18 protein-coding genes are annotated in these 19,076 nt (G+C 72.5%); 11 read left to right on the plus strand and 7 right to left on the minus strand.

All coding sequences use genetic code 11. The features are described 5' to 3' along the window. Positions 1–167: 167 nt before the first annotated feature. A complete protein-coding gene (locus EUA98_RS13125) occupies positions 168–1,766 on the minus strand; it encodes an outer membrane protein assembly factor BamB family protein (RefSeq protein WP_130103144.1) in 1,599 nt (532 codons plus the stop codon). A 287-nt stretch (positions 1,767–2,053) separates the two neighbouring features. Here EUA98_RS13125 and EUA98_RS13130 point away from each other — a divergent pair, with 287 nt between their 5' ends. Together EUA98_RS13130 and EUA98_RS13135 are read left to right on the plus strand one after the other, a co-directional pair. Next, on the plus strand, positions 2,054–2,719 hold the full coding sequence (locus EUA98_RS13130; RefSeq protein ID WP_207219087.1) for a hemerythrin domain-containing protein: 666 nt from the start codon (positions 2,054–2,056) through the stop codon (positions 2,717–2,719). 28 nt (positions 2,720–2,747) lie between these two features. Continuing rightward, complete coding sequence (locus EUA98_RS13135) at positions 2,748–3,203, plus strand: SRPBCC family protein (RefSeq protein WP_130103146.1); 456 nt, start codon at positions 2,748–2,750, stop codon at positions 3,201–3,203. A gap of 82 nt (positions 3,204–3,285) precedes the next feature. On the opposite strand, the gene ychF is transcribed toward EUA98_RS13135, so the two are convergent. Genes ychF through EUA98_RS13150 form a run of 3 tightly spaced genes read right to left on the minus strand, consistent with a single transcriptional unit; the run spans position 3,286 to position 6,805 of the window. After that, the gene (ychF, locus tag EUA98_RS13140; protein ID WP_130103147.1) at positions 3,286–4,371 is read right to left on the minus strand and encodes a redox-regulated ATPase YchF; all 1,086 of its coding nucleotides are present in this window, start codon (positions 4,369–4,371) and stop codon (positions 3,286–3,288) included. Between the two features lie 56 nt (positions 4,372–4,427). Beyond that, positions 4,428–6,002: a hypothetical protein gene (locus EUA98_RS19790; RefSeq protein ID WP_165372832.1), complete on the minus strand. Its 1,575-nt coding sequence runs from the start codon at positions 6,000–6,002 to the stop codon at positions 4,428–4,430. Then, on the minus strand, positions 5,984–6,805 hold the full coding sequence (locus tag EUA98_RS13150) for an ABC transporter ATP-binding protein (protein WP_130103148.1): 822 nt from the start codon (positions 6,803–6,805) through the stop codon (positions 5,984–5,986). Before EUA98_RS13150 ends, EUA98_RS19790 begins: the two co-directional genes overlap by 19 nt. Positions 6,806–6,916: 111 nt before the next feature. On the opposite strand from EUA98_RS13150, the gene EUA98_RS13155 reads away from it, so the two are divergent. Further along, on the plus strand, positions 6,917–8,242 hold the full coding sequence (locus EUA98_RS13155; RefSeq protein WP_130103149.1) for a DNA recombination protein RmuC: 1,326 nt from the start codon (positions 6,917–6,919) through the stop codon (positions 8,240–8,242). A gap of 62 nt (positions 8,243–8,304) precedes the next feature. Here EUA98_RS13155 and EUA98_RS13160 read toward each other — a convergent pair whose 3' ends face one another. Beyond that, positions 8,305–9,330: a 4-hydroxy-3-methylbut-2-enyl diphosphate reductase gene (locus EUA98_RS13160; RefSeq protein ID WP_130103150.1), complete on the minus strand. Its 1,026-nt coding sequence runs from the start codon at positions 9,328–9,330 to the stop codon at positions 8,305–8,307. On the opposite strand from EUA98_RS13160, the gene xseA reads away from it, so the two are divergent. The 3 genes from xseA to EUA98_RS13175 are packed head-to-tail and all read left to right on the plus strand — an operon-like array spanning position 9,329 to position 11,880. Beyond that, positions 9,329–10,657 carry an exodeoxyribonuclease VII large subunit gene (gene xseA / locus EUA98_RS13165; protein ID WP_130103151.1) on the plus strand — a complete coding sequence of 443 codons (1,329 nt, stop codon included), beginning with the start codon at positions 9,329–9,331 and terminating at the stop codon, positions 10,655–10,657. The two genes, EUA98_RS13160 and xseA, sit on opposite strands and share 2 nt — an antisense overlap. Before the next feature lie 24 nt (positions 10,658–10,681). Beyond that, on the plus strand, positions 10,682–10,942 hold the full coding sequence (locus EUA98_RS13170) for an exodeoxyribonuclease VII small subunit (protein ID WP_130103152.1): 261 nt from the start codon (positions 10,682–10,684) through the stop codon (positions 10,940–10,942). After that, complete coding sequence (locus EUA98_RS13175; protein WP_130103153.1) at positions 10,939–11,880, plus strand: carbohydrate kinase family protein; 942 nt, start codon at positions 10,939–10,941, stop codon at positions 11,878–11,880. The genes EUA98_RS13170 and EUA98_RS13175 overlap by 4 nt, the downstream gene beginning before the upstream one ends. Before the next feature lie 19 nt (positions 11,881–11,899). Here EUA98_RS13175 and EUA98_RS13180 read toward each other — a convergent pair whose 3' ends face one another. Beyond that, positions 11,900–12,307, minus strand: coding sequence for a rhodanese-like domain-containing protein (locus tag EUA98_RS13180; RefSeq protein WP_130103154.1), 408 nt, complete (start codon positions 12,305–12,307; stop codon positions 11,900–11,902). Between the two features lie 134 nt (positions 12,308–12,441). Here EUA98_RS13180 and EUA98_RS13185 point away from each other — a divergent pair, with 134 nt between their 5' ends. Then, positions 12,442–13,077: a carbonic anhydrase gene (locus tag EUA98_RS13185; protein WP_130103155.1), complete on the plus strand. Its 636-nt coding sequence runs from the start codon at positions 12,442–12,444 to the stop codon at positions 13,075–13,077. A 67-nt stretch (positions 13,078–13,144) separates the two neighbouring features. Then, complete coding sequence (locus EUA98_RS13190) at positions 13,145–14,578, plus strand: class II fumarate hydratase (RefSeq protein ID WP_130103156.1); 1,434 nt, start codon at positions 13,145–13,147, stop codon at positions 14,576–14,578. Here the strand turns inward: EUA98_RS13190 and fes are convergent. After that, a complete protein-coding gene (fes, locus tag EUA98_RS13195) occupies positions 14,544–15,854 on the minus strand; it encodes an enterochelin esterase (RefSeq protein WP_130103157.1) in 1,311 nt (436 codons plus the stop codon). The two genes, EUA98_RS13190 and fes, sit on opposite strands and share 35 nt — an antisense overlap. 89 nt (positions 15,855–15,943) lie before the next feature. Between fes and fepB the strand changes: the two genes are divergently transcribed. From fepB to EUA98_RS13210, 3 genes are read left to right on the plus strand one after another with little or no spacing between them, the layout of a single operon-like run. Next, complete coding sequence (gene fepB, locus EUA98_RS13200) at positions 15,944–16,957, plus strand: Fe2+-enterobactin ABC transporter substrate-binding protein (protein WP_130103158.1); 1,014 nt, start codon at positions 15,944–15,946, stop codon at positions 16,955–16,957. Further along, on the plus strand, positions 16,954–17,994 hold the full coding sequence (locus EUA98_RS13205) for a FecCD family ABC transporter permease (RefSeq protein WP_130103188.1): 1,041 nt from the start codon (positions 16,954–16,956) through the stop codon (positions 17,992–17,994). Before fepB ends, EUA98_RS13205 begins: the two co-directional genes overlap by 4 nt. Next, positions 17,991–19,076: a FecCD family ABC transporter permease gene (locus EUA98_RS13210; RefSeq protein WP_242511490.1), complete on the plus strand. Its 1,086-nt coding sequence runs from the start codon at positions 17,991–17,993 to the stop codon at positions 19,074–19,076. The genes EUA98_RS13205 and EUA98_RS13210 overlap by 4 nt, the downstream gene beginning before the upstream one ends.

Below are 19,076 nucleotides of genomic sequence, written 5' to 3' on the forward strand. Positions count from 1 at the left end.
GCGCCCGTGTGGCGCTTATCCCCGCATTTTGGTATCTCCACACGCTCATCATATCCACGCTAAGCGACACACTACACCTGTTCGATGCGCCAGGGCCACGGCGCAACGCTCTATCGACAGCGCGGCCCTATCGACAGCGAGGTCGTCCGCCGTCCCGGTCCGCTCGATCAGCCCAGTGCGAGGAGACCGTGCTCGGACTGGCCATAGAGCTCGCCGGCGACCTCGTCGAGCCACACGCCCGTCGGCAGGGTGCTCTCCCAGAGCTCTACGCCGTTGTCCAGTCGGTAGGCGGCGAGCCGCAGGGGCCGGGTCGCGTCGGAGCTGGCCAACAGGACCACTCGACCGTCGGTGAAGGTCGAGGTCGACGCCGAGACGTAGGTGTGGGTCGACGTGCTCGACTCGTCGGTCGAGGCAGGTGACTGGTCGGTCGCCGTGCTCGGCTTGTTGATCGGCGTCGACCACACGGTCTCACCCGTGCGGCCGTCGATCGAGACGAGGCGGTTGGCCTCTGCCCAGATGACGCGACCATCGATGACCATGGCGCCGGAGCTGCCCGGGCTCGGGACCGTCCACAGGGTTCGTTCCGCAGCAAGATCGTGGGCGAGCAGATCGTCACCCGTGAGCGAATGAGCCAGGATCAGGGAGTCGAGCGAGCCGTCGTCGGGCCAGGGGTCGAACGGGCTCGCATCCACCCGGAACAAGGACCCTGTGGCCAGGTCGGTCAGGGTTGCGTAGGCCGTGCCGGCTGTGCTGCCGGACGCCACGAGCAGCTGGCCGTGACGCAGCACGGTGAATCCGACGCCGTACCCGCCGGAGTCGGTCGCCGCCGGTGAGCGTAGGGCGGTGCCGTCGGCGGCGAGCACCCAGCTCGACCTGGCGCCGCCCCCGGTGCTCATCGACCACGACTCGACCTGGACGAGGTCGCCGGTCGCGAAGACCTGCGCCGAGCGGTGCCCGAACTCGTCGACGTCGAGCGGTTCTGGGGTGGTGAAGGTCCACCGGGCAGGCGTGTCCCAGGCGCTCCGTCTGCTCACCTGGTAACGGCCGTCGGACAGAACCTGGCCGATCACGAGGTTCGGGCCGGCGGAGGAGACCGTGGTGCTCGGATCTGTCGGCTCGGCCAGCAGGACGGTGCCGTCGGTCGCATCGAGCACGAGCAGGTTCGCCGTGGCCGGCAGGCTCGGGTCACCGGCCGCGGTGGCCGTCTCGTTCTCGGTCCCCGCGGCCAAGACGCACACGACGACGTCGACGCCCGCTGGGTCTTGGGTCGCCTCGGTGGGGGCGGTGCACTGGGTGGCGTTGGTGACGTCACCGGCCGGTCGGACGGGAACCTCCCAGATGGGGTTGCCGGAGTTCGCGTCCAGGCCGACGACCGCCTCGCTCCCGTCCGCCCGGTCGAGCGTCCCGATCAACAGCCCGGTGCTGGTGCCCAGGACCGAGTACGGCCCGTCACCCGTACGCCACTTCTCGGTGACGGTGTCCCCGAGCGTGGTGACGACGCCCGGGACTCCGGCCAGGTCCGCCATGCGATCGCGCTCGCGCTGCTCGGCGACAACGGACGTCGTGACCAGGATGAGGGCTAAGCCGACCGCCGCGGGCCACCAGCGCCGCGCGCCCCGATTCCAGGCGATTCGCCGGTCGCTGGGCGGGCTCGGCGGTCCGAGCGAGCCCGGAGCGCCGGCGCCGGATCGCACATCGTCGGCCGGCGAACCCGTCTCATCGTCCACGAAGGCGACGTCGACCATCCTCCGGCGCGCAGACCTCATACCGCGACCCTACTCAGCGGCGACCCCCACGGACCGGGACCAGACCAAGTACCGCATCGTCACCGTGCTCGTCGTCGAACACCGCCGCGACGTCTACCGGCGACCAGTCCGCCGGAGTCGTCCAGCACCGCCGGCGGGGATGTGGCGCGCAGCGGGTGGGAGTAGCGTTTTTCCAGCGCTGCGACGACGCCGATGTCGATGATCGGGTGGAGGACGGGATGGCCAAGAAACTCCCTTCCCCCGGGCCGTTGCCCGCGGGGCAGCACCCTGGCTGCGACACGTCGGGGATGATCCTCGTCCATCGGATCTTCCGCTGGCTGTATCGGGAACTCCCCGAGCTGGTGCGCGAGGTCGAGCCCGGCGACACCGCACGCTCCGCGGTCGTCGGCCGCTACGCCCACCTCGACTTCTTCGCCCTGCACATGCACCACGAGACCGAGGACATGGTGCTGTGGGACAGGCTGGAAGCACGCGAACCCGCCTGCACCCTGCACGTCGGTCAGATGCGAGCGCAGCACGCCGAGGTCGCGGTGCGGCTCGCACGGATCGAGCCGCAGCTGGCGCCCTGGGTGGTCACCGCCGATCCCCGGCTTCGCGAGGTCTTCGCCACCGACATCGAGGGTCTCCGCGACCTGCTGTCGGCGCATCTCGGGCAGGAGGAGGACGACATCCTCCCGGTCGCCGGGGAGGTGATGTCGCAGCAGGAGTGGGACTTCATGGAGGAGCACACCCGCGCCACCCTCATGGCGCACCGCAAGGAGCTCGGGAAGGACGTCATGTCGCTGCAGCTCGGCCTGCTGATCGCGAGCGTCCCCGAGGCCGAGCGAGAGGACTGGGTCCGCGCCAACGTGCCCGCCCCGATCCGGCTCCTGTACCTCCTCCTCATGAAGCGGAGGTACGACAGCGCGATGCGGGAGCTCTATCCCGACCGTCCCGTGCCCACGATGGTGTGACGCGGCGACCGGCGAGGCGGAGGAACTCATGTGGCGACGTGTGACGCTCGACGTCCATCTCGATCACCCGCCGTCGCGCGTGTACCCGTACTTCGCCGATCCGGGTCGGTGGCCCGAGTTCGCGCCTGCGGTCGACTCCCGCCGCCCGTTGGACAGCGGTCCGCTGCAGGTGGGGAACCGGTGGGCCGCTGTCGACCGCATCGGGCCGTTCCGGATCCGGTTCACCGACGTGCTCGAGGTCCTCGAGCACGACCGGCGGGTCGTGTGGCACTCGACCTCGCCGTGGAACTCCGGCGTCGAGTACGTGTGCACGCCCGACGCCGGGGGCACGCGCGTCCATGCCGACTACGGCGGCGACGTCGCCGCCTGGCTCCGGCTGGTGGCGCTCCTGCCGACCTTCGTGCTGGCGCGGATCCTGCTGCGCGACTTCACCGGCCTCCGTCGGGTGCTCGTGGCAGCAGACCGGGCTCGCTGCGAACCCTGAGATAGTCCATCGCGGTTGAGATAGTCCTTCGAAACGGACTATCTCAACGCTGAAGGACTATCTCGAGGCCAGTCCTTGGCGGCTAGACGTTGAAGCGGAACTCCACCACGTCGCCGTCGGCCATGACGTAGTCCTTGCCTTCGATGCGGGCCTTGCCGGCGGCGCGGGCAGCGACGATCGAGCCGGTCTCGAGCAGGTCGTCGAACCCGATGACCTCGGCCTTGATGAAGCCGCGCTGGAAGTCGGTGTGGATGACGCCGGCCGCCTGCGGGGCGGTCCAGCCGCGGTGGATCGTCCAGGCCCGGGTCTCCTTCGGGCCGGCCGTCAGGTAGGTCTGCAGGCCGAGGGTGTGGAAGCCGACCCGCGCGAGCTGGTCCAGGCCGGGCTCGCCCTGGCCGCTCTCGGCGAGCATCTCGGCGGCCTCGTCGGGCTCGAGCTCGACGAGCTCTGCCTCGAACTTGGCGTCGAGGAACATCGCGTCGGCCGGGGCGACCAGCGCGCGCAGCTCGTCCTGCATCGCGGTGTCCGCCAGCCCGGCGTCGTCGGTGTTGAAGACGTAGATGAACGGCTTGGAGGTCATGAGCTGCAGCTCGGCGACGCGGTCCGGGTCGAGCCGCGCGCCGGCCGCCCCCTGGGCGAGCGTCGTGCCGGCCTCGAGCAGCTTCTGGGCGCCGATCGCCGTGTCGAGCAGCTCCTGGGGCGCCTTCTTGCCGCGGACCTCCTTCTCGAGGCGCGGGATCGCCTTCTCGAGGGTCTGCAGGTCGGCGAGGATCAGCTCGGTGTTGATGGTCTCGATGTCGTCCTTCGGCGAGACCTTGCCCTCGACGTGGATCACGTCGGGGTCGGAGAACACGCGGGTGACCTGGCAGATCGCCTCGGCCTCGCGGATGTTCGCGAGGAACTTGTTGCCGAGCCCCTCCCCCTCGCTGGCGCCGCGCACGATGCCGGCGATGTCGACGAACGACACCGTGGCGGGCAGGATGCGCTCGCTGCCGAAGATCTTCGCCAGCTGGGCCAGGCGCGGGTCCGGGAGCGGGACCACGCCGACGTTGGGCTCGATCGTCGCGAACGGGTAGTTCGCCGCGAGAACCTGCGCCCGGGTGAGCGCGTTGAAAAGGGTGGACTTGCCGACGTTGGGCAGGCCGACGATGCCGATAGTGAGTGCCACGGGCGTCGAGTCTACGGGGCGCCCACCTCCGCCGGGTCAGGCCAGATGTCCGCCGGTCAGGTGTACGAGACCATGCGGGCGAGCAGCTCCGGGGCGGAGCGGTCCAGGGTGCGGCCGCCGGACCGGATCCCGACGGCGAGCACCACCCCGCCGAGCGCGATCCCCACGACCAGCGCGAGCACCCCGAGGACGACGGATCCCGTGCCCACCGAGAACCCCGCGAGCACGAGCGCGGGCAAGCACAGCCCGAGGATCGCGCTCCACCCGAGCAGCTGGGAGGCGGCGGCGGCCATGGACGCCCCCTGCTGGGAGGCGAACGGGTTCTGACCGGCCAGCGGCACCTGGTAGACGACCCGCGCCGAGACCACGCTCGAGCAGCCGAGGGCCGTGAGCAGCAGGCCGCCGCTCGCGCCGAGCACGGCCGGCAGCGCATCGACCCGCCCCGTCACCAGCACGGACGCGACGACCAGGAGGAGCGTCACCGGCACGGCGATCAGCCCCGTGGCCAGGACCCGGCCCGTGCGGTCCACGCGGCCACTGATCGGCGCGGCCACGTGTGTCCAGAACGGCGTGCCGTCGTAGGCGACGTCGGCCGAGATGGTCCAGCCGAGCAGGAAGGCGGCGATCGGCCCGGTCAGCAGCATCGCGTCGCTGATGCCGCCGCCGGTCGAGAAGTACAGCAGGACGGGAAGCAGGGGCACCACGACGATGCCGGCCGCGTAGCGGGGGTCCCGCACCCAGTAGGTCAGGCAGCGGGCAACGACCGCGCCCGTCGGGGTCGCGGGCAGGCGGCCGAACGCGCCGAGGCCGCGGCCGCGCACCGGACGCCGGGCAGACCCGGACGATGCGGGCTGCACGAGGGCACGCCCCAGGGCCCGGTCCCAGACGACCACGAGCCCGGCCAGGGTCGCGACGGCGATGAGGAGCTTCAGCCCCGCGGCCCCCCAGGCCCCCGCCGCGACGTCCGCCGGGATCGCCCAGGCCGCACCCCAGGGGGTCCACCCGACGACCCGGGCCGCGGCGGGCATCGACGCGAGGCCCTGCTCGACGCCGGTGGCCAGCCCCCGCATCAGGGGTCCGAGCAGGAACAGCGGCACGATCAGGACGATCGTGAGGAACTCGCGGTACCGCCGCCGACCGACCACCCGGGCCAGCGCGGTGGTGGTCGCTCGCGAGCCGACGATCGCCGTCGCCAGGCTGAGCACCGCGCAGGGCAGCGCCACCAGGGCCACGCCCGGCTGCCGCCACCACGCCAGGACCGTGGCCAGGACGACGACGGCGGTCGTGACGCCGGGGATCCCGAGCACCCCGCTCAACGCCAGACCGGTCAGGAGGTCACGGCGCGGGATGGCGAACGTGACGAAGCGAGCCGGATCGAGCGTGGCGTCCACCCCGAACGCCACCAGCGGCACGATCCACCACGCCAGCACGAGCACGGACCCCATCAGGACGAGCACGGTCTCGATCAGCTCGGCGTCGGACCTGCCGAGCAGGAGGAGCCCGGGGATCGCCACGCCGATGGCACCGAACGCGTACAGCGCGGCGAACCCGAGCCCGATCGTCTGCCACACGCTCCGGCGCAGGCCGTTGCGCAGCAGCGTCAGCTTGAGCCTCAGGAGGTGCGCAACCATGCCAGCCCCTGCCCCGTCGTCCGGCCGCCGACGAGCTCCACGAACTTGTCCTCGAGGCTCCCGTCGCCGCGCACCGCGTCGACGGTCCCGGCGGCGAGCACGCGGCCGCCGGCGATGACCGCGACGTGGTCGCACATCCGCTGGACCAGGTCCATGACGTGCGACGAGACGATCACCGTCCCGCCGCCCTCGCGCACGTAGGTGCCCAGGATGTCCCGGATGTTGGCCGCCGAGACGGGGTCGACCGCCTCGAACGGCTCGTCGAGCACCAGCAGCCGGGGTGCGTGCACGAGGGCGCAGGCCAGGGCCACCTTCTTGGTCATCCCGGCCGAGTAGTCCACCACCAGGTTGTTCGCGTCGCCGGTGAGGTCGAGCGCCTGCAGCAGATCGGTGGTGCGCGCCGCGACCGTGTCGCGGTCCAGGCCGCGCAACAGCCCCGAATAGGTGATGAGCTGCGCGCCCGTGAGCCGGTCGAACAGGCGCACGCCGTCGGGAAGCACCCCGAGCAGCATCTTGACCTGCGTCGGGTCGGCCCACAGGTCCTGCCCGTGCACCCACACCTGTCCGAAGTCGGGGCGGAGCAGCCCGGTCGACATCGACAGGGTGGTGGTCTTGCCCGCACCGTTCGGACCGACCAGCCCGTAGAACGAGCCGACCGGGACGTCGAGGTCGAGGTCGCTGACCGCGATCTTGTCGCCGAACCGCTTCCACAGCCCGCGCACCGCGAGGGCCGGGGGGATCAGGGCAGGGGCCGACGGCGGCGTGGGGCCGGCCGATGGTGCGGAGGCAGTTCCGGACGTCATGGCTGCAGGGTAGCCGGGCCAGTGCCGCTGACCTGCCCAAAGGCTGGATCGCGGCCGACCGGGGAGGCACCGGCGAGCGGGTGTGTCGGAGGGCCGTGGCACGGTACGGACATGACCCTCACGACCGCCTTGATCCTCGTCGCCGGCGCGTTGCTGCTGGGCGGCCTCGCGGGCTGGTCCCTCGCGGCCGCTCGGGTCGGCTCCGCGCAGGTCCGGACCGCATCGCTGCAGGCCCAGCTCGACGCCGAACGCTCGTCCGGTGCGGAGCGGGTGCGCTCGCTGCAGGCCGACCAGCTGCACCTCGCCGAGCAGTTCCGGGCGCTCGCCGCGGACGCGCTCGCGACCAACAACGAGCAGTTCCTCGCCCTGGCCGACCAGCGGCTCGCGGCGAGCCAGCAGACCCAGTTCTCCGAGCTCGCGCGCCGCGAGGAAGCCGTCAAGCAGCTGGTCGAGCCGCTCACGCGCACGCTCGACCAGGTCAAGGCCGAGATGACCCTCGCCGAGAAGGCCCGGCTGACCGGCACAGCCGCGCTGGGCGAGCAGGTCCGGGCGATGCGCGAGTCGTCCGACCTGCTGCGCACCGAGACCAGTCAGCTCGTCACAGCCCTGCGCTCGTCCCAGGTGCGGGGCCGGTGGGGCGAGATCCAGCTGCGCCGCGTGGTCGAGTCGGCCGGGATGGTCGAGCACGTCGACTTCGTCGAGCAGGACCAGGTCCGCACCGACGACGGCCTGCTGCGACCCGACATGATCATCAACCTGTCGGGCGGCAAGAACGTCGTGGTGGACGCGAAGGTCGCCTTCCTGGGGTACCTCGACGCGACCCAGGCGACGGACGACACCGTCCGGGCCCAGCGGCTCGCCGCCCACGCGCGGCACTTCCGCAAGCACATCGACGACCTCGCCACGAAGCGGTACTGGGACCAGTTCGCCCCCGCACCCGAGTTCGTGGTGATGTTCGTCCCGGCCGAGGCGTTCTTCCACGCGGCCCTCGAGCAGGACGCCACCATCTTCGAGTACGCGTTCGAGCGCAACGTGATCGTCGCGACCCCGATGACGCTGATCGCGCTCCTGCGGACGGTCGCCTACGCGTGGCGCCAGGACGCGCTCGCGGCGAACGCCCAGCAGGTGCTCACCCTCGGCAAGGAGCTGCACGGTCGGATCGCGACCCTCGGCGGGCACCTGGCCAAGCTGGGCCGCGCGCTCGACGGCGCGGCCGGGGCCTACAACCAGACCGTGTCGTCGCTCGAGACCCGGGTGCTCGTCAGCGCCCGGCGGTTCGCGGACCTCCAGGTCGTGGACGGCGACCTGCCGACGCCGCCCCCGGTGAACCCGCAGCTCAGCGCCGTGAGCGCGCCGGAGCTGGTCGCCTCGGCCACCGAGCAGATGGTGGCGCTGGCGGACGTGCCGCGGACCGACGCCGCGACGAGCGCGGGCTAGGGGCGAGCGCGGGCTAGGGGCGAGCGCGGGCTAGGACGAGCGCGGGCTAGGACGAGCGCGGGCTAGATCCTCGAGACGCCGAGCTCCGGACGCGCGCCGCGGCGCAGCGGGGGGACGGGGGTCCCGGCCGCCTTGAGGTCGGAACGCAGCTCCTTCGGCAGCGAGAACATCAGGTCCTCGGTCGCGGTGCGCACCTCCTCGACGTCCTCGAAGCCGAAGCTCGCCAGCAGCGCGAGCACGTCGCGCACGAGGATCTCGGGGACCGAGGCCCCCGAGGTCACCCCGACCGTGGAGGCGCCGTCGAGCCAGGTCGGGTCGACCTCGGCGGCAGTGTCCACGCGGTAGGACGCGCGTGCACCGGCGTCGCGGGCGACCTCGACCAGCCGGACGGAGTTCGACGAGTTCGCCGACCCGACCGTGATCACGACGTCGCACTCCGGCGCGAGCTTCTTGACGGCGACCTGCCGGTTCTGGGTGGCGTAGCAGATGTCGTCGCTGGGCGGGTCCTGCAGGGACGGGAACCGCTCGCGCAGCCGGCGCACGGTCTCCATCGTCTCGTCGACCGAGAGGGTGGTCTGCGAGATCCAGATCAGCTTCTCCGGGTCGCGGACGGTGACCTTGTCGACCTCGTCCGGGGACTCCACCACCTGGATGTGCTCCGGCGCCTCGCCGAGGGTGCCCTCGACCTCCTCATGCCCGGAGTGCCCGATGAGCAGGATGTCGTAGTCGTCCGACGCGAACCGGATGGCCTCCTTGTGCACCTTCGTGACCAGCGGGCACGTGGCGTCGATGGTCAGCAGCGACCGGGCGGCGGCGGCCGCGAGCACGGCCGGGGAGACCCCGTGCGCGGAGAACACGACCCGGGCACCCTCGGGCACCTCGTCGGTGTCGCTCACGAAGATCGCCCCGCGGGCGGCCAGGGTCTCGACCACGTACTTGTTGTGGACGATCTCCTTGCGGACGTAGACGGGCGCCCCGTAGTGCTCGAGCGCCTTCTCTACGGCGATCACTGCTCGGTCGACGCCCGCGCAGTACCCGCGAGGGGCTGCCAGGAGGACTCTCTTGCGCTGCTCGGACACGCTGCCCATGCTACGTGGCACCCTGGTCCGGGTGACCGCCGAGCAACCAACCGCACCCGCCGCCCCGTCCGCTGCGCCGCCCGCGGCACCGCCCGCCGCTCCGCCCGCGGCGCTGCCGGCCCGCGCGCTGGACACCACGCCCGAGCACCCCTGGCCCGTGCGGCTGCTGTCGTCGAAGATCGCCGACTACGTCGCGAAGATGGCCCCGGTCTGGGTCGAGGGGCAGATCGTGCAGCTCAACCGGCGGCCCGGCGCGGGGATGGCGTTCCTCACGCTGCGCGACACCGACGCCGACATGTCGTTGCCCGTCTCGGCCTACGCGCGCGTGCTGGACGCGGTCGCGATGCCGCTCACGGAGGGCTCGCACGTCGTCGTGCACGCGAAGCCGACCTTCTGGACCAAGCGCGGCACCCTGCAGCTGCAGGCCGACGACCTCCGGGCCGTGGGCGTCGGCGAGCTGCTCGCGCGCATCGAGCACCTCAAGCGCGTGCTCGCGGCCGAGGGCCTGTTCGACGTCGCACGCAAGGTCCCGCTGCCGTTCCTCCCCGGCGTCGTCGGGCTCATCTGCGGGCGCGAGTCGAAGGCGGAGCACGACGTCGTCGTCAACGCCCAGGCGCGCTGGCCCCAGGTCCGGTTCGAGATCCGCGAGGTCGCCGTGCAGGGCGTCGGTGCGGTCCCTCAGGTCAGCGCCGCGATCGCCGAGCTCGACGCCGATCCGCGCGTCGAGGTGATCGTCGTCGCCCGCGGCGGGGGCGCCGTCGAAGACCTCCTGCCGTTCAGCAACGAGGCTCTCGTCCGGGCCGCCGCCGCGTGCCGCACCCCGCTCGTGAGCGCCATCGGGCACGAGACCGACACCCCGCTGCTCGACCTCGTGGCCGACTACCGCGCCTCGACCCCGACGGACGCCGCCAAGCGGATCGTGCCGGACGTCACCGAGGAGCGCTCGCGGCTCGTCCAGGCCCGGACCCGGATCCGGTCCGCCGTGGTGCATCTGCTCGGTCGCGAGCAGGCGGGCCTGGACGCGGCGCGGTCACGGCCCGTGCTCGCGGCCCCGGAGTCGATGGTCGAGGCGCGCGAGCGGGACGTGCGGCAGCGGAGCGAGGCCGGGCGGCGGTCGCTCGACTCGTGGCTCGCCCGGGCGACCGGTCAGAACCAGCAGCTGGCGGCCCAGCTGCGCGCCCTGTCGCCCGCCGCCACGCTCGACCGGGGCTACGCCGTCGTGCAACGAGCCGACGGCGCCGTCGTGCGCGACCCGGCGGAGGTCGCCCCGGGTGAGGCGCTGCGGATCCGCGTCGCCCGGGGCGAGATCCGGGCCACGGTCGCGGCCCCCCGCTGAGCCCGGGTGGGTGATACTTGGCCCGTGCCGACGACGACCACACCTGACCCGACCGCGCCCGACGACGGGCTCGCCGCCCTGAGCTATGAACAGGCCCGGGACGAGCTGATCTCCGTCGTCGCCCGCCTCGAGGCGGGCGGGGCCACGCTCGAAGAGTCCCTCGTGCTGTGGGAACGCGGTGAGGCGCTCGCCGCCCGCTGCCAACAGTGGCTCGACGGCGCACGCGAACGCTTGGACACGGCCCGCACGGCCGCCACCGGAACGACCGAGGAGACCGGCTCATGACCGCCACGCCCGGAGCTCAGCCGACGCCGCGCGCGCTTGTCGTGGGCGAGGCCCTCGTCGACGTCGTGCGCCAGCTCGACGGCAGCATCGAGAACCATGTCGGCGGGAGCCCGGCGAACGTCGCGATCGGCCTCGGCCGCCTCGGGCGTCCCGTCGACCTGCTGACCTGGTTCGCACCCGACGCGCACGGCGAGCTCGTACGCCGGCACCTCGAGGACTCCGCCGTGCACGTCCTGCCCGGCAGCGACGGCGCCGGCTCGACGTCGGTCGCGCTCGCCACCCTGGACGAGACCGGCGCGGCGACGTACACGTTCGACCTCGACTGGCAGGTCCCGGCCGGGACCGAGCTGGCGGCCGACGTCGTCGTCGTGCACTCGAGCACGATCGGTGCGGCCCTCGAGCCGGGCGGCGAGGCCGTGCTGCAGCTCCTCGGCCAGGCGCGCTCCCAGGCCACCGTGACGTACGACCCGAACGTGCGGCCCGCGCTGCTCGGGAGTGCCGAGCAGATGCGTCCGCTCGTCGCCCGGCTGGTGGAGCTCGCCGACGTCGTCAAGGTCAGCGATGAGGACCTCGCCTGGCTCGAGCCCGGTGTGGCCCTCATCGAGGTGGCCGCGAAGTGGGCCACCTCCGGTCCCGGGATCGTGGTGGTGACCCGCGGCGGTGCGGGCGTGGTCGCGGTGACCTCCGGCGGGGTGCACGTCGAGGTGCCGGCGCGGACCGTCGCCGTCGCCGACACCGTCGGGGCGGGCGACTCGTTCATGTCCGGCCTGATCGACGGGCTGTGGACGGCGGGCCTGCTCGGTGCCGAGCGCCGGGGAGATCTCGGCGGGATCGACGCCGGGACGCTCACGCGCATCCTCGAACGGTCCGCCCGGATCGCGGCCATCACCGTCTCGCGCGCCGGCGCCAACCCGCCTCGGCTGGCCGAGCTGATCTGAGCTGGTCGCTGGTCTGGCGCTAGTCCAGGACGACCGGGCCCCCCTCGGCCTGCCAGGCGGCGATGCCGCCCTCGACGTCGTAGACGTCCGTGAAGCCGAGGCCGGCGAGCGTGTCGGTCGCGACCCCGGAGCGGTTGCCGGACTGGCAGTACACGACGTAGGTGGCGTCCTTGGGCAGGTCGGCGACCCCGCTCTCGAACGCGCCGCCCTCGACGTCGATGTTGACCGCGTCGGCGAGGTGACCGGCGGCGAACTCGCCCGCGGTCCGCACGTCGATCACGGTGACGTCGGGTTCGGCGAGCACCGTCGCGGCGTCGGACACCGTGACGTCGGTGACGGCGTCGGGCGCCGTCGAGCAGCCCGCCAGTCCTCCGATCACCATCGTGGCGGACACGATCACTGCGGCTGCGCCTCGTCTGATCTGCATACCCCCTAGGGTATCAGTCGACCGGAGCGCGCACCCGCGAACAGGGCCGGCACCTCCCGACGGCGGGCGCCGCCGGAGCGAGGACCCGCTGAGACGGACACGGGGCCCGCGGCGGGGTCTGTCAGGATGCCCGCATGGCCCCGCAACCCACTCCCGCCGCCGCCTGGGCGACCCTGCGTGCCGGCAACGCCCGCTTCGTCGCCGGCACCATGGAGCACCCGTCACAGAGCGCCGACCGCCGCACCGAGCTCAGCGAGGAGCAGCAGCCGTTCGCGGTGATCTTCGGCTGCTCGGACTCGCGCGTCGCGGCGGAGATCGTCTTCGATCAGGGCCTGGGCGACCTCTTCGTCGTGCGGACGGCCGGGCACGTGCTCGACACGACCGTCGTCGGCTCGATCGAGTACGGGGTCGACCTGCTCGACGCCCCGCTCGTCGTCGTCCTCGCGCACGACCGCTGCGGTGCCGTCGCCGCCGCGACCGCGGCACTGACCACGGGCGAGCTGCCGCGTGGGTTCGTGCGCGCGATCGTCGACCGGGTGATCCCGAGCATCGTCGGCCTGGGGGTCGGCGGGATCGGGGGCATCGGTGCGCTGGATGCCGAGACGCTCGGCCGCGAGCACACCCGCCACACCGTCCAGATGCTGCAGAGCTACTCCGCCGGGCTGTCCGAGGCGATCGCGGCCGGGCGGTGCGCGATCGTGGGCGTCGAGTACACGCTGGCCGATGGCCGGGTCTCGCTGATCGAGTCGGTCGGCGACATCGGCGTGTGACGCGCGCGGCGTCGTACCGGCGCCCGGTTGGCCGCCCCACCCGCGCGGGGTACGGCACGATGACCCCATGACCGACAACGCCGTCACCCCGACCGCCGCCACCGAGCCCGCCTTCCGCGTCGAGCGCGACACCATGGGCGAGGTGCGGGTGCCCGCCGACGCGCTCTACCGTGCCCAGACCCAGCGCGCCGTCGAGAACTTCCCGATCTCCGGCACCGGGCTCGAGCGCAGCCACATCGAGGCGCTCGCCCGCATCAAGAAGGCCGCCGCCCGGGCGAACGCCGAGCTCGGGGTGCTCGACGCCGATCTCGCCGCCGCGATCGTGCTGGCCGCCGACGAGGTCGCGGGTGGCGCGCACGACGCGCACTTCCCGATCGACATCTTCCAGACGGGCTCGGGCACGAGCTCGAACATGAACGCCAACGAGGTCATCGCGACGCTCGCCACCCGCCACCTCGGTCGCGACGTGCACCCCAACGACCACGTGAACGCGTCGCAGTCGTCCAACGACGTGTTCCCGACGTCCGTGCACGTCGCCGCGACGGCCGGCGTCGTGCACGGTCTGATCCCCGCGCTGACCCACCTGGCGGGAGCCCTCGAGGGCAAGGCGATCGAGTTCGCGGACGTGGTCAAGTCCGGCCGCACGCACCTCATGGACGCGACGCCGGTCACGCTCGGGCAGGAGTTCGGCGGGTACGCCGCCGCGATCCGGTACGGGATCGAGCGCGTGCAGTCCGCCCTCCCCCGGGCCGCCGAGGTCCCGCTGGGCGGGACCGCGGTCGGCACCGGCATCAACACCCCCGCGGGCTTCCCGCAGCGGGTCATCGCCCTGCTGGTCGAGGACACCGGGCTGCCGCTGACCGAGGCGCGCGACCACTTCGAGGCCCAGGGCGGCCGCGACGGGCTGGTCGAGCTCTCGGGGGCGCTGCGCGGCGTCGCGGTGAGCCTGACCAAGATCTGCAACGACCTGCGCTGGATGGGCTCGGGCCCCAACACCGGGCTCGGCGAGATCGCGATCCCCGACCTGCAGCCCGGCTCGTCGATCATGCCCGGCAAGGTGAACCCGGTGATCCCCGAGGCGGTGCTCATGGTCGCCGCGCGCGTGATCGGCAACGACGCCACGGTCGCCTGGGCCGGCGCGAGCGGCTCGTTCGAGCTCAACGTCCAGATCCCGGTGATCGCCCTCGGCGTGCTCGAGTCGATCCGGCTGCTCTCGAACGCCTCGACCCTGCTCGCCGACAAGACCGTGACCGGGATCCAGGCGAACGTCGCGCGGGCCCGCGCCCTCGCGGAGTCGTCGCCGGCGATCGTCACCCCGCTCAACCGGGTGATCGGCTACGAGTCCGCCGCCAAGGTGGCCAAGCACGCCGTCGCGCACGGGGTCACGGTGCGCGAGGCCGTGACCGCGCTGGGCTTCGTCGAGCGCGGCGAGCTCAGCGAGGCGGACCTGGACACGGCCCTGGACGTCATGTCGATGACCCGCCCGCCGACGCGCCCCTGACGACCCCTCGGTCCCCGAGCAGCTCGACGAGCCCGGCGCCGAACCGCACGCCCCACCAGGCCCAGTCGTGACCACCGGGGACCTCCGTGAACCGCAGCCACTCGCCCCGGTCCGTCACGAGCGCGGCGACCTCACGGTTCGCCTCGGTGAGGTCGCCCTCGAACAGGCCGACCTGGATGACGGCGCGCGCGGTGCGCGGAGGGGCGGTCCGCAGCCAGGTCGCGACCCGCCGGGTCGACGTGTCCTGCAGGTCGGGCCACCAGAACGACCCCGACTGGCTCAGCGACGCACCGAACCGGTCCGGGCGGTGGATCGGGGCGTAGAACGCCGCGAGCCCGCCGTAGGACTGACCCCCCACGACCGTGGCCCCCGGATCTCGGGTCGCAACGAGCCCCCGCGCGCTCAGGACCGAGCTCACCAGCCCGGGGATCAGGTCGTCGGCGATCGCGTCGATGAACGTGCCTCGGCAGGTGAGGTCGTCCCGACGCTCGTCGGGCGTGCCGGAGTCGAGGAGCACGGCGGCGGTCGCCGGGAGCGCACCGTCGTCGATGAGCTCGTCGAGGACGGGCAGGAGCGGGACGCCTGCGGACCACACCTGGCCGTCGAACACGACAGCGAGCGCGACGACCTCGCCGGGACGGGCCGTCGGCACATAGACCCACACCCGTTGGTCACGGTCCACGTCGGGCCGCCGCCAGGTCGTCGCGACCAGCTCGCCGCGCATCGGTGCGGTCGATGAGCACCGAGCGCGCGGAGCGGCCGCGCCCGCGCCCGCGCTCGCGCTCGCGCTCGCGATCGACCGGCGTCCGTCGCGCAGGCCCGCGAACGCGGCACCGGTTCCGAGCGGATCGGGACGAGCCGTCGCGAGCACCGAGACCCACCAGGCCCGCGCCTCATCGGTGTCCCGGGGGCCGGGGGAGACGAGCGGTGCGTCGTGCGAGATCAGGCTGTACGAACCGACGAAGTCGCTCGGGACGCCGAACGCCGCGCACCAGACATCGGTCCCCGCGACCCGATCCATCGCGCCTGTGCTCAGATCCTCGCGGTCCGTGAGCCCGATGAGGTCGACATAGGCGCCGCCCGCCTGTCCGTCGCGGTACAGGAACACCAGGACCTCGGTGCCGTCGACCGCTCCCGGCAGGTGGAGCGGCGTCCCGGTCGCGGCGATCCACTGCCACCAGCCCGACGAGCCGACCTCCTCGGCACGCATGAGGTCGAGCGCGGGGGAAGCAAGCGGGACCCGACCGATCCCGACGGGCAGATCGAGCCGGCTCATGGGCGGATCACACAACGACGAAGGTGCATAAAGATAGGTTAGCCTTACCTTCCTTCGCCTGCCGACCCTTTCAGAATGAGGACATTGCCATGTCTCGCACGTCCCGCAGCCTCGGTGTGGTCGCCCTCACCGCCCTCGTCGCGCTCGGCTCGGCCGCATGCTCCAGCCCCGGCCCGGCCGAGGCCGACGCGACCGCCGATACCGCCGCGTCGTCCGCCATCGCGGACGCCGCCTGGCCCCGCACCGTCACGCATGCACTCGGTGAGACCGTCATCGAGACAGCGCCGACATCGATCGTCTCGACGTCGCTCACCCTGACCGGCGTGCTGCTGTCGATCGATGCACCGGTCACGGGGAGCTCGGCGTCGACCCCTGCCGACAGCAACGACGGCACGGGCTTCTTCGACTGGTGGGCCGACATCGCGCAGGAGCGTGGCGTCGAACCGCTCTATCAGAACCTCGAGCACGACGAGGAAGCCATCATCGCCGCGGCCCCGGACCTCATCGTCGTCTCGACGAGCGGCGCCGACTCGACCGCCGACCAGTACGACGCGCTGAGCGCGATCGCGCCGACGATCGTCCTGGACTACAGCGCGAGCACCTGGCAGGACATCGCCCTGGAGCTCGGCTCCGCGACCGGCCTCGAGGAACAGGCGAAGGCGACCGTCGACACGTTCGACCAGCGGGTCGCCGAGGTCGCCGGAAAGATCACGATCCCCGAGGGCACCGTCAACGCGGTCGTGTACTACGGCGACGGCGGCGACACCGCGTTCGCGAAGCCCGAAGGCTCGCACGGCACCCTGCTCGCCTCCCTCGGCTTCGACGTCGTCGGAGCCGACGACGCGTTCGACACGAGCGCGCAGACGCGCACCGACTTCGCGTTCGTCTCGCTCGAGAACACCGTCACCGCACTGACCGGGGAGACCGTCTTCATCATCAGCGGCTCGGACACCAACGTCGACGCCATGCGCACCACCCCGGTCCTCGCCAACGCACCCGCGGTGACCAACGGCCAGGTGTACGCGCTCGGGGACGACTCGTTCCGCATCGACTACTTCAGCGCGACGCAGGTCCTCGACGTCATCGAGGGCCTGTTCTCCTGACCCGGGCGGACACCTCCGCTCCACCCCGCCGGCCCGATCGCGTCCGTCGTCGGACGATCGGACTCGGGTGCGCGCTCGCCGCGCTCGCAGCGATCACGCTGCTGAGCCTGGCGATCGGGTCCCGGTCCGTGCCGATCGGGTCGGTGTGGGATGCGCTCGTCACCTTTGACGCGTCACATGACGACCACCTCATCGTCCACACGTTGCGCATCCCTCGGACCCTGCTCGGGCTGCTCGTCGGCTCGGCGCTCGGGGTCGCGGGCGCGCTCATGCAGGCCGTGACCCGCAACCCGCTCGCCGACCCCGGGCTGCTCGGCATCAACGCGGGCGCGGCGGCCGTCGTCGTGACCGCGATCGCCGCGTTCGGTGTCGTGCGACCCGGGTCCTACCTCGTCTTCGCGCTGCTCGGCAGCGCGGCGACCGCCGCCCTGGTGTTCGCGCTCGGCGGCGCGATGCGCGGCGGGTCGAGCCCGGTGCGCCTCGTGCTCGCCGGGGTAGCGCTCTCGGTGGTCCTCGGGGCGTTCACCTCCACGGTCACGATCAACTACCCCGACGTGTTCGACGTGTTCCGCTTCTGGGTCGTCGGGTCGCTGCAGGGCAGGGGGTACGACGTCCTGATCCCGGCCGGGGTCCTCATCGTCGTCGGGCTCGTCCTCGCGCAGTCGCTGGCCGGGTCGCTGAACGCGCTCGCGCTGGGGTCCGATGCGGGCACCGCGCTCGGGGTCGCGGTACGCCGCACGTGGACCCTGGCGCTCGTCGCCGTGGTGCTGCTCGCCGGTTCGGCGACGGCCGCCGCGGGCCCCCTCGCGTTCATCGGGCTCGCGGCACCGCACGTCGCCCGGCTGCTCGTCGGACCCGACCAGCGCTGGGTGATCCCCTTCTCGACCCTCATCGGGGCGGACGTGCTGCTCGGCGCCGACGTCGTCGGCCGGATCGTCGCGCTGCCCAGCGAGGTCCCTGCCGGCGTCATCACCGCGATCGTCGGTGCGCCGCTGTTCATCGCGCTGGTGCGACGGCGCCGGCTCGCGGCGCTGTGAGCCCGGCCGAGACCAGCACGGCCGCAACCAGCACGGTCGAGCCGGGTCGCCACCTGCCGGGCCGCGTCGTGCGCCGAGGTGCCCTGTCGCTGCGCTGGCAGCCGCGCTCGGTCGTCGTCGCCCTCGGGCTGCTCCTGCTCACCGCCGTCGTCGGCGTGCTCGCGATGACGCAGGGCACGGTCGAGGTGAGCCCGTCGGACGTGCTGCGCGGGGTGCTCGGGACCAGCCAGGACGCGACGACCGCACGGGTCGTGCGCGGCATCCGGCTGCCCCGGTTCGTCACGGGCGTCGCGGTCGGCGCCGCGCTCGGCATGGCCGGGGCCATCTTCCAGTCGGTGTCGCGCAACGCGCTGGGGTCACCCGACATCATCGGCTTCACCGCGGGGTCTGCGACCGGGGCCGTGCTCCAGATCATCGTGTTCGACGGCGGGCCGCTCGACGTCGCGATCTGGGCCGTCGGCGGCGGCGTGCTCTGTGCGGTCGGCGTCTACACGCTGTCGATGCGGCGTCGCACCAGCGGCGGATACCGGCTCGTCCTCGTCGGCATCGGCGTCGGTGCGCTGCTGTCCGCCGTCAATTCCCTCCTGCTCACCCGAAGCGACCTCGACCACGCGCTCGAGGCCCAGCTGTGGCTCCAAGGCAGCCTCACGGCGCGACGCTGGGAGCAGGCGGTCCCCGTGCTCGCCGTGCTCACGGTCGTCGGCCCGATCGCCGCTGCCGCCGGTCGCCGGCTCGACCTCATGGAGATGGGCGACGACACCGCAACCCAGCTCGGCCTGCGCGTCGAGCGTGAGCGCCTGTTCCTCGTCGTCGTCGGCGTCGTGCTGACCGCGGTCGCGACCGCCGCCGCAGGCCCGATCTCCTTCGTCGCGCTCGCCGCACCTCAGCTCGTGCGCCGGCTGACTCGCGGCACCGGCGCACACCTCGTTCCCGCGGCAGTCATGGGCTCGACGCTCCTGGTCTGCGCCGACCTCCTCTCGCAGCATGTCCCGTTCCGCTGGTCCGTCCCGGTCGGCCTGACCACCGGACTGCTCGGCGGTATCTACCTCCTGTGGCTTCTCGGCCGCAGCGGAAAGGTGTGA

Origin of the sequence: Pengzhenrongella frigida, from assembly GCF_004168625.1 — a bacterium.
GTDB classification, from domain to species: Bacteria; Actinomycetota; Actinomycetes; order Actinomycetales; family Cellulomonadaceae; genus Pengzhenrongella; species Pengzhenrongella frigida.

Bases quoted from the DNA above. Each gene is read 5' to 3' on its own strand.
- EUA98_RS13125 (WP_130103144.1), bottom strand. From the start codon at position 1,766: ATGAGGTCTGCGCGCCGGAGGATGGTCGACGTCGCCTTCGTGGACGAT.
- EUA98_RS13130 (WP_207219087.1), top strand. From the start codon at position 2,054: ATGATCCTCGTCCATCGGATCTTCCGCTGGCTGTATCGGGAACTCCCC.
- EUA98_RS13135 (WP_130103146.1), top strand. From the start codon at position 2,748: ATGTGGCGACGTGTGACGCTCGACGTCCATCTCGATCACCCGCCGTCG.
- EUA98_RS19790 (WP_165372832.1), bottom strand. From the start codon at position 6,002: ATGGTTGCGCACCTCCTGAGGCTCAAGCTGACGCTGCTGCGCAACGGC.
- EUA98_RS13150 (WP_130103148.1), bottom strand. From the start codon at position 6,805: ATGACGTCCGGAACTGCCTCCGCACCATCGGCCGGCCCCACGCCGCCG.
- EUA98_RS13155 (WP_130103149.1), top strand. From the start codon at position 6,917: ATGACCCTCACGACCGCCTTGATCCTCGTCGCCGGCGCGTTGCTGCTG.
- xseA (WP_130103151.1), top strand. From the start codon at position 9,329: ATGCTACGTGGCACCCTGGTCCGGGTGACCGCCGAGCAACCAACCGCA.
- EUA98_RS13160 (WP_130103150.1), bottom strand. From the start codon at position 9,330: ATGGGCAGCGTGTCCGAGCAGCGCAAGAGAGTCCTCCTGGCAGCCCCT.
- EUA98_RS13175 (WP_130103153.1), top strand. From the start codon at position 10,939: ATGACCGCCACGCCCGGAGCTCAGCCGACGCCGCGCGCGCTTGTCGTG.
- EUA98_RS13180 (WP_130103154.1), bottom strand. From the start codon at position 12,307: ATGCAGATCAGACGAGGCGCAGCCGCAGTGATCGTGTCCGCCACGATG.
- EUA98_RS13185 (WP_130103155.1), top strand. From the start codon at position 12,442: ATGGCCCCGCAACCCACTCCCGCCGCCGCCTGGGCGACCCTGCGTGCC.
- EUA98_RS13190 (WP_130103156.1), top strand. From the start codon at position 13,145: ATGACCGACAACGCCGTCACCCCGACCGCCGCCACCGAGCCCGCCTTC.
- fes (WP_130103157.1), bottom strand. From the start codon at position 15,854: ATGAGCCGGCTCGATCTGCCCGTCGGGATCGGTCGGGTCCCGCTTGCT.
- fepB (WP_130103158.1), top strand. From the start codon at position 15,944: ATGTCTCGCACGTCCCGCAGCCTCGGTGTGGTCGCCCTCACCGCCCTC.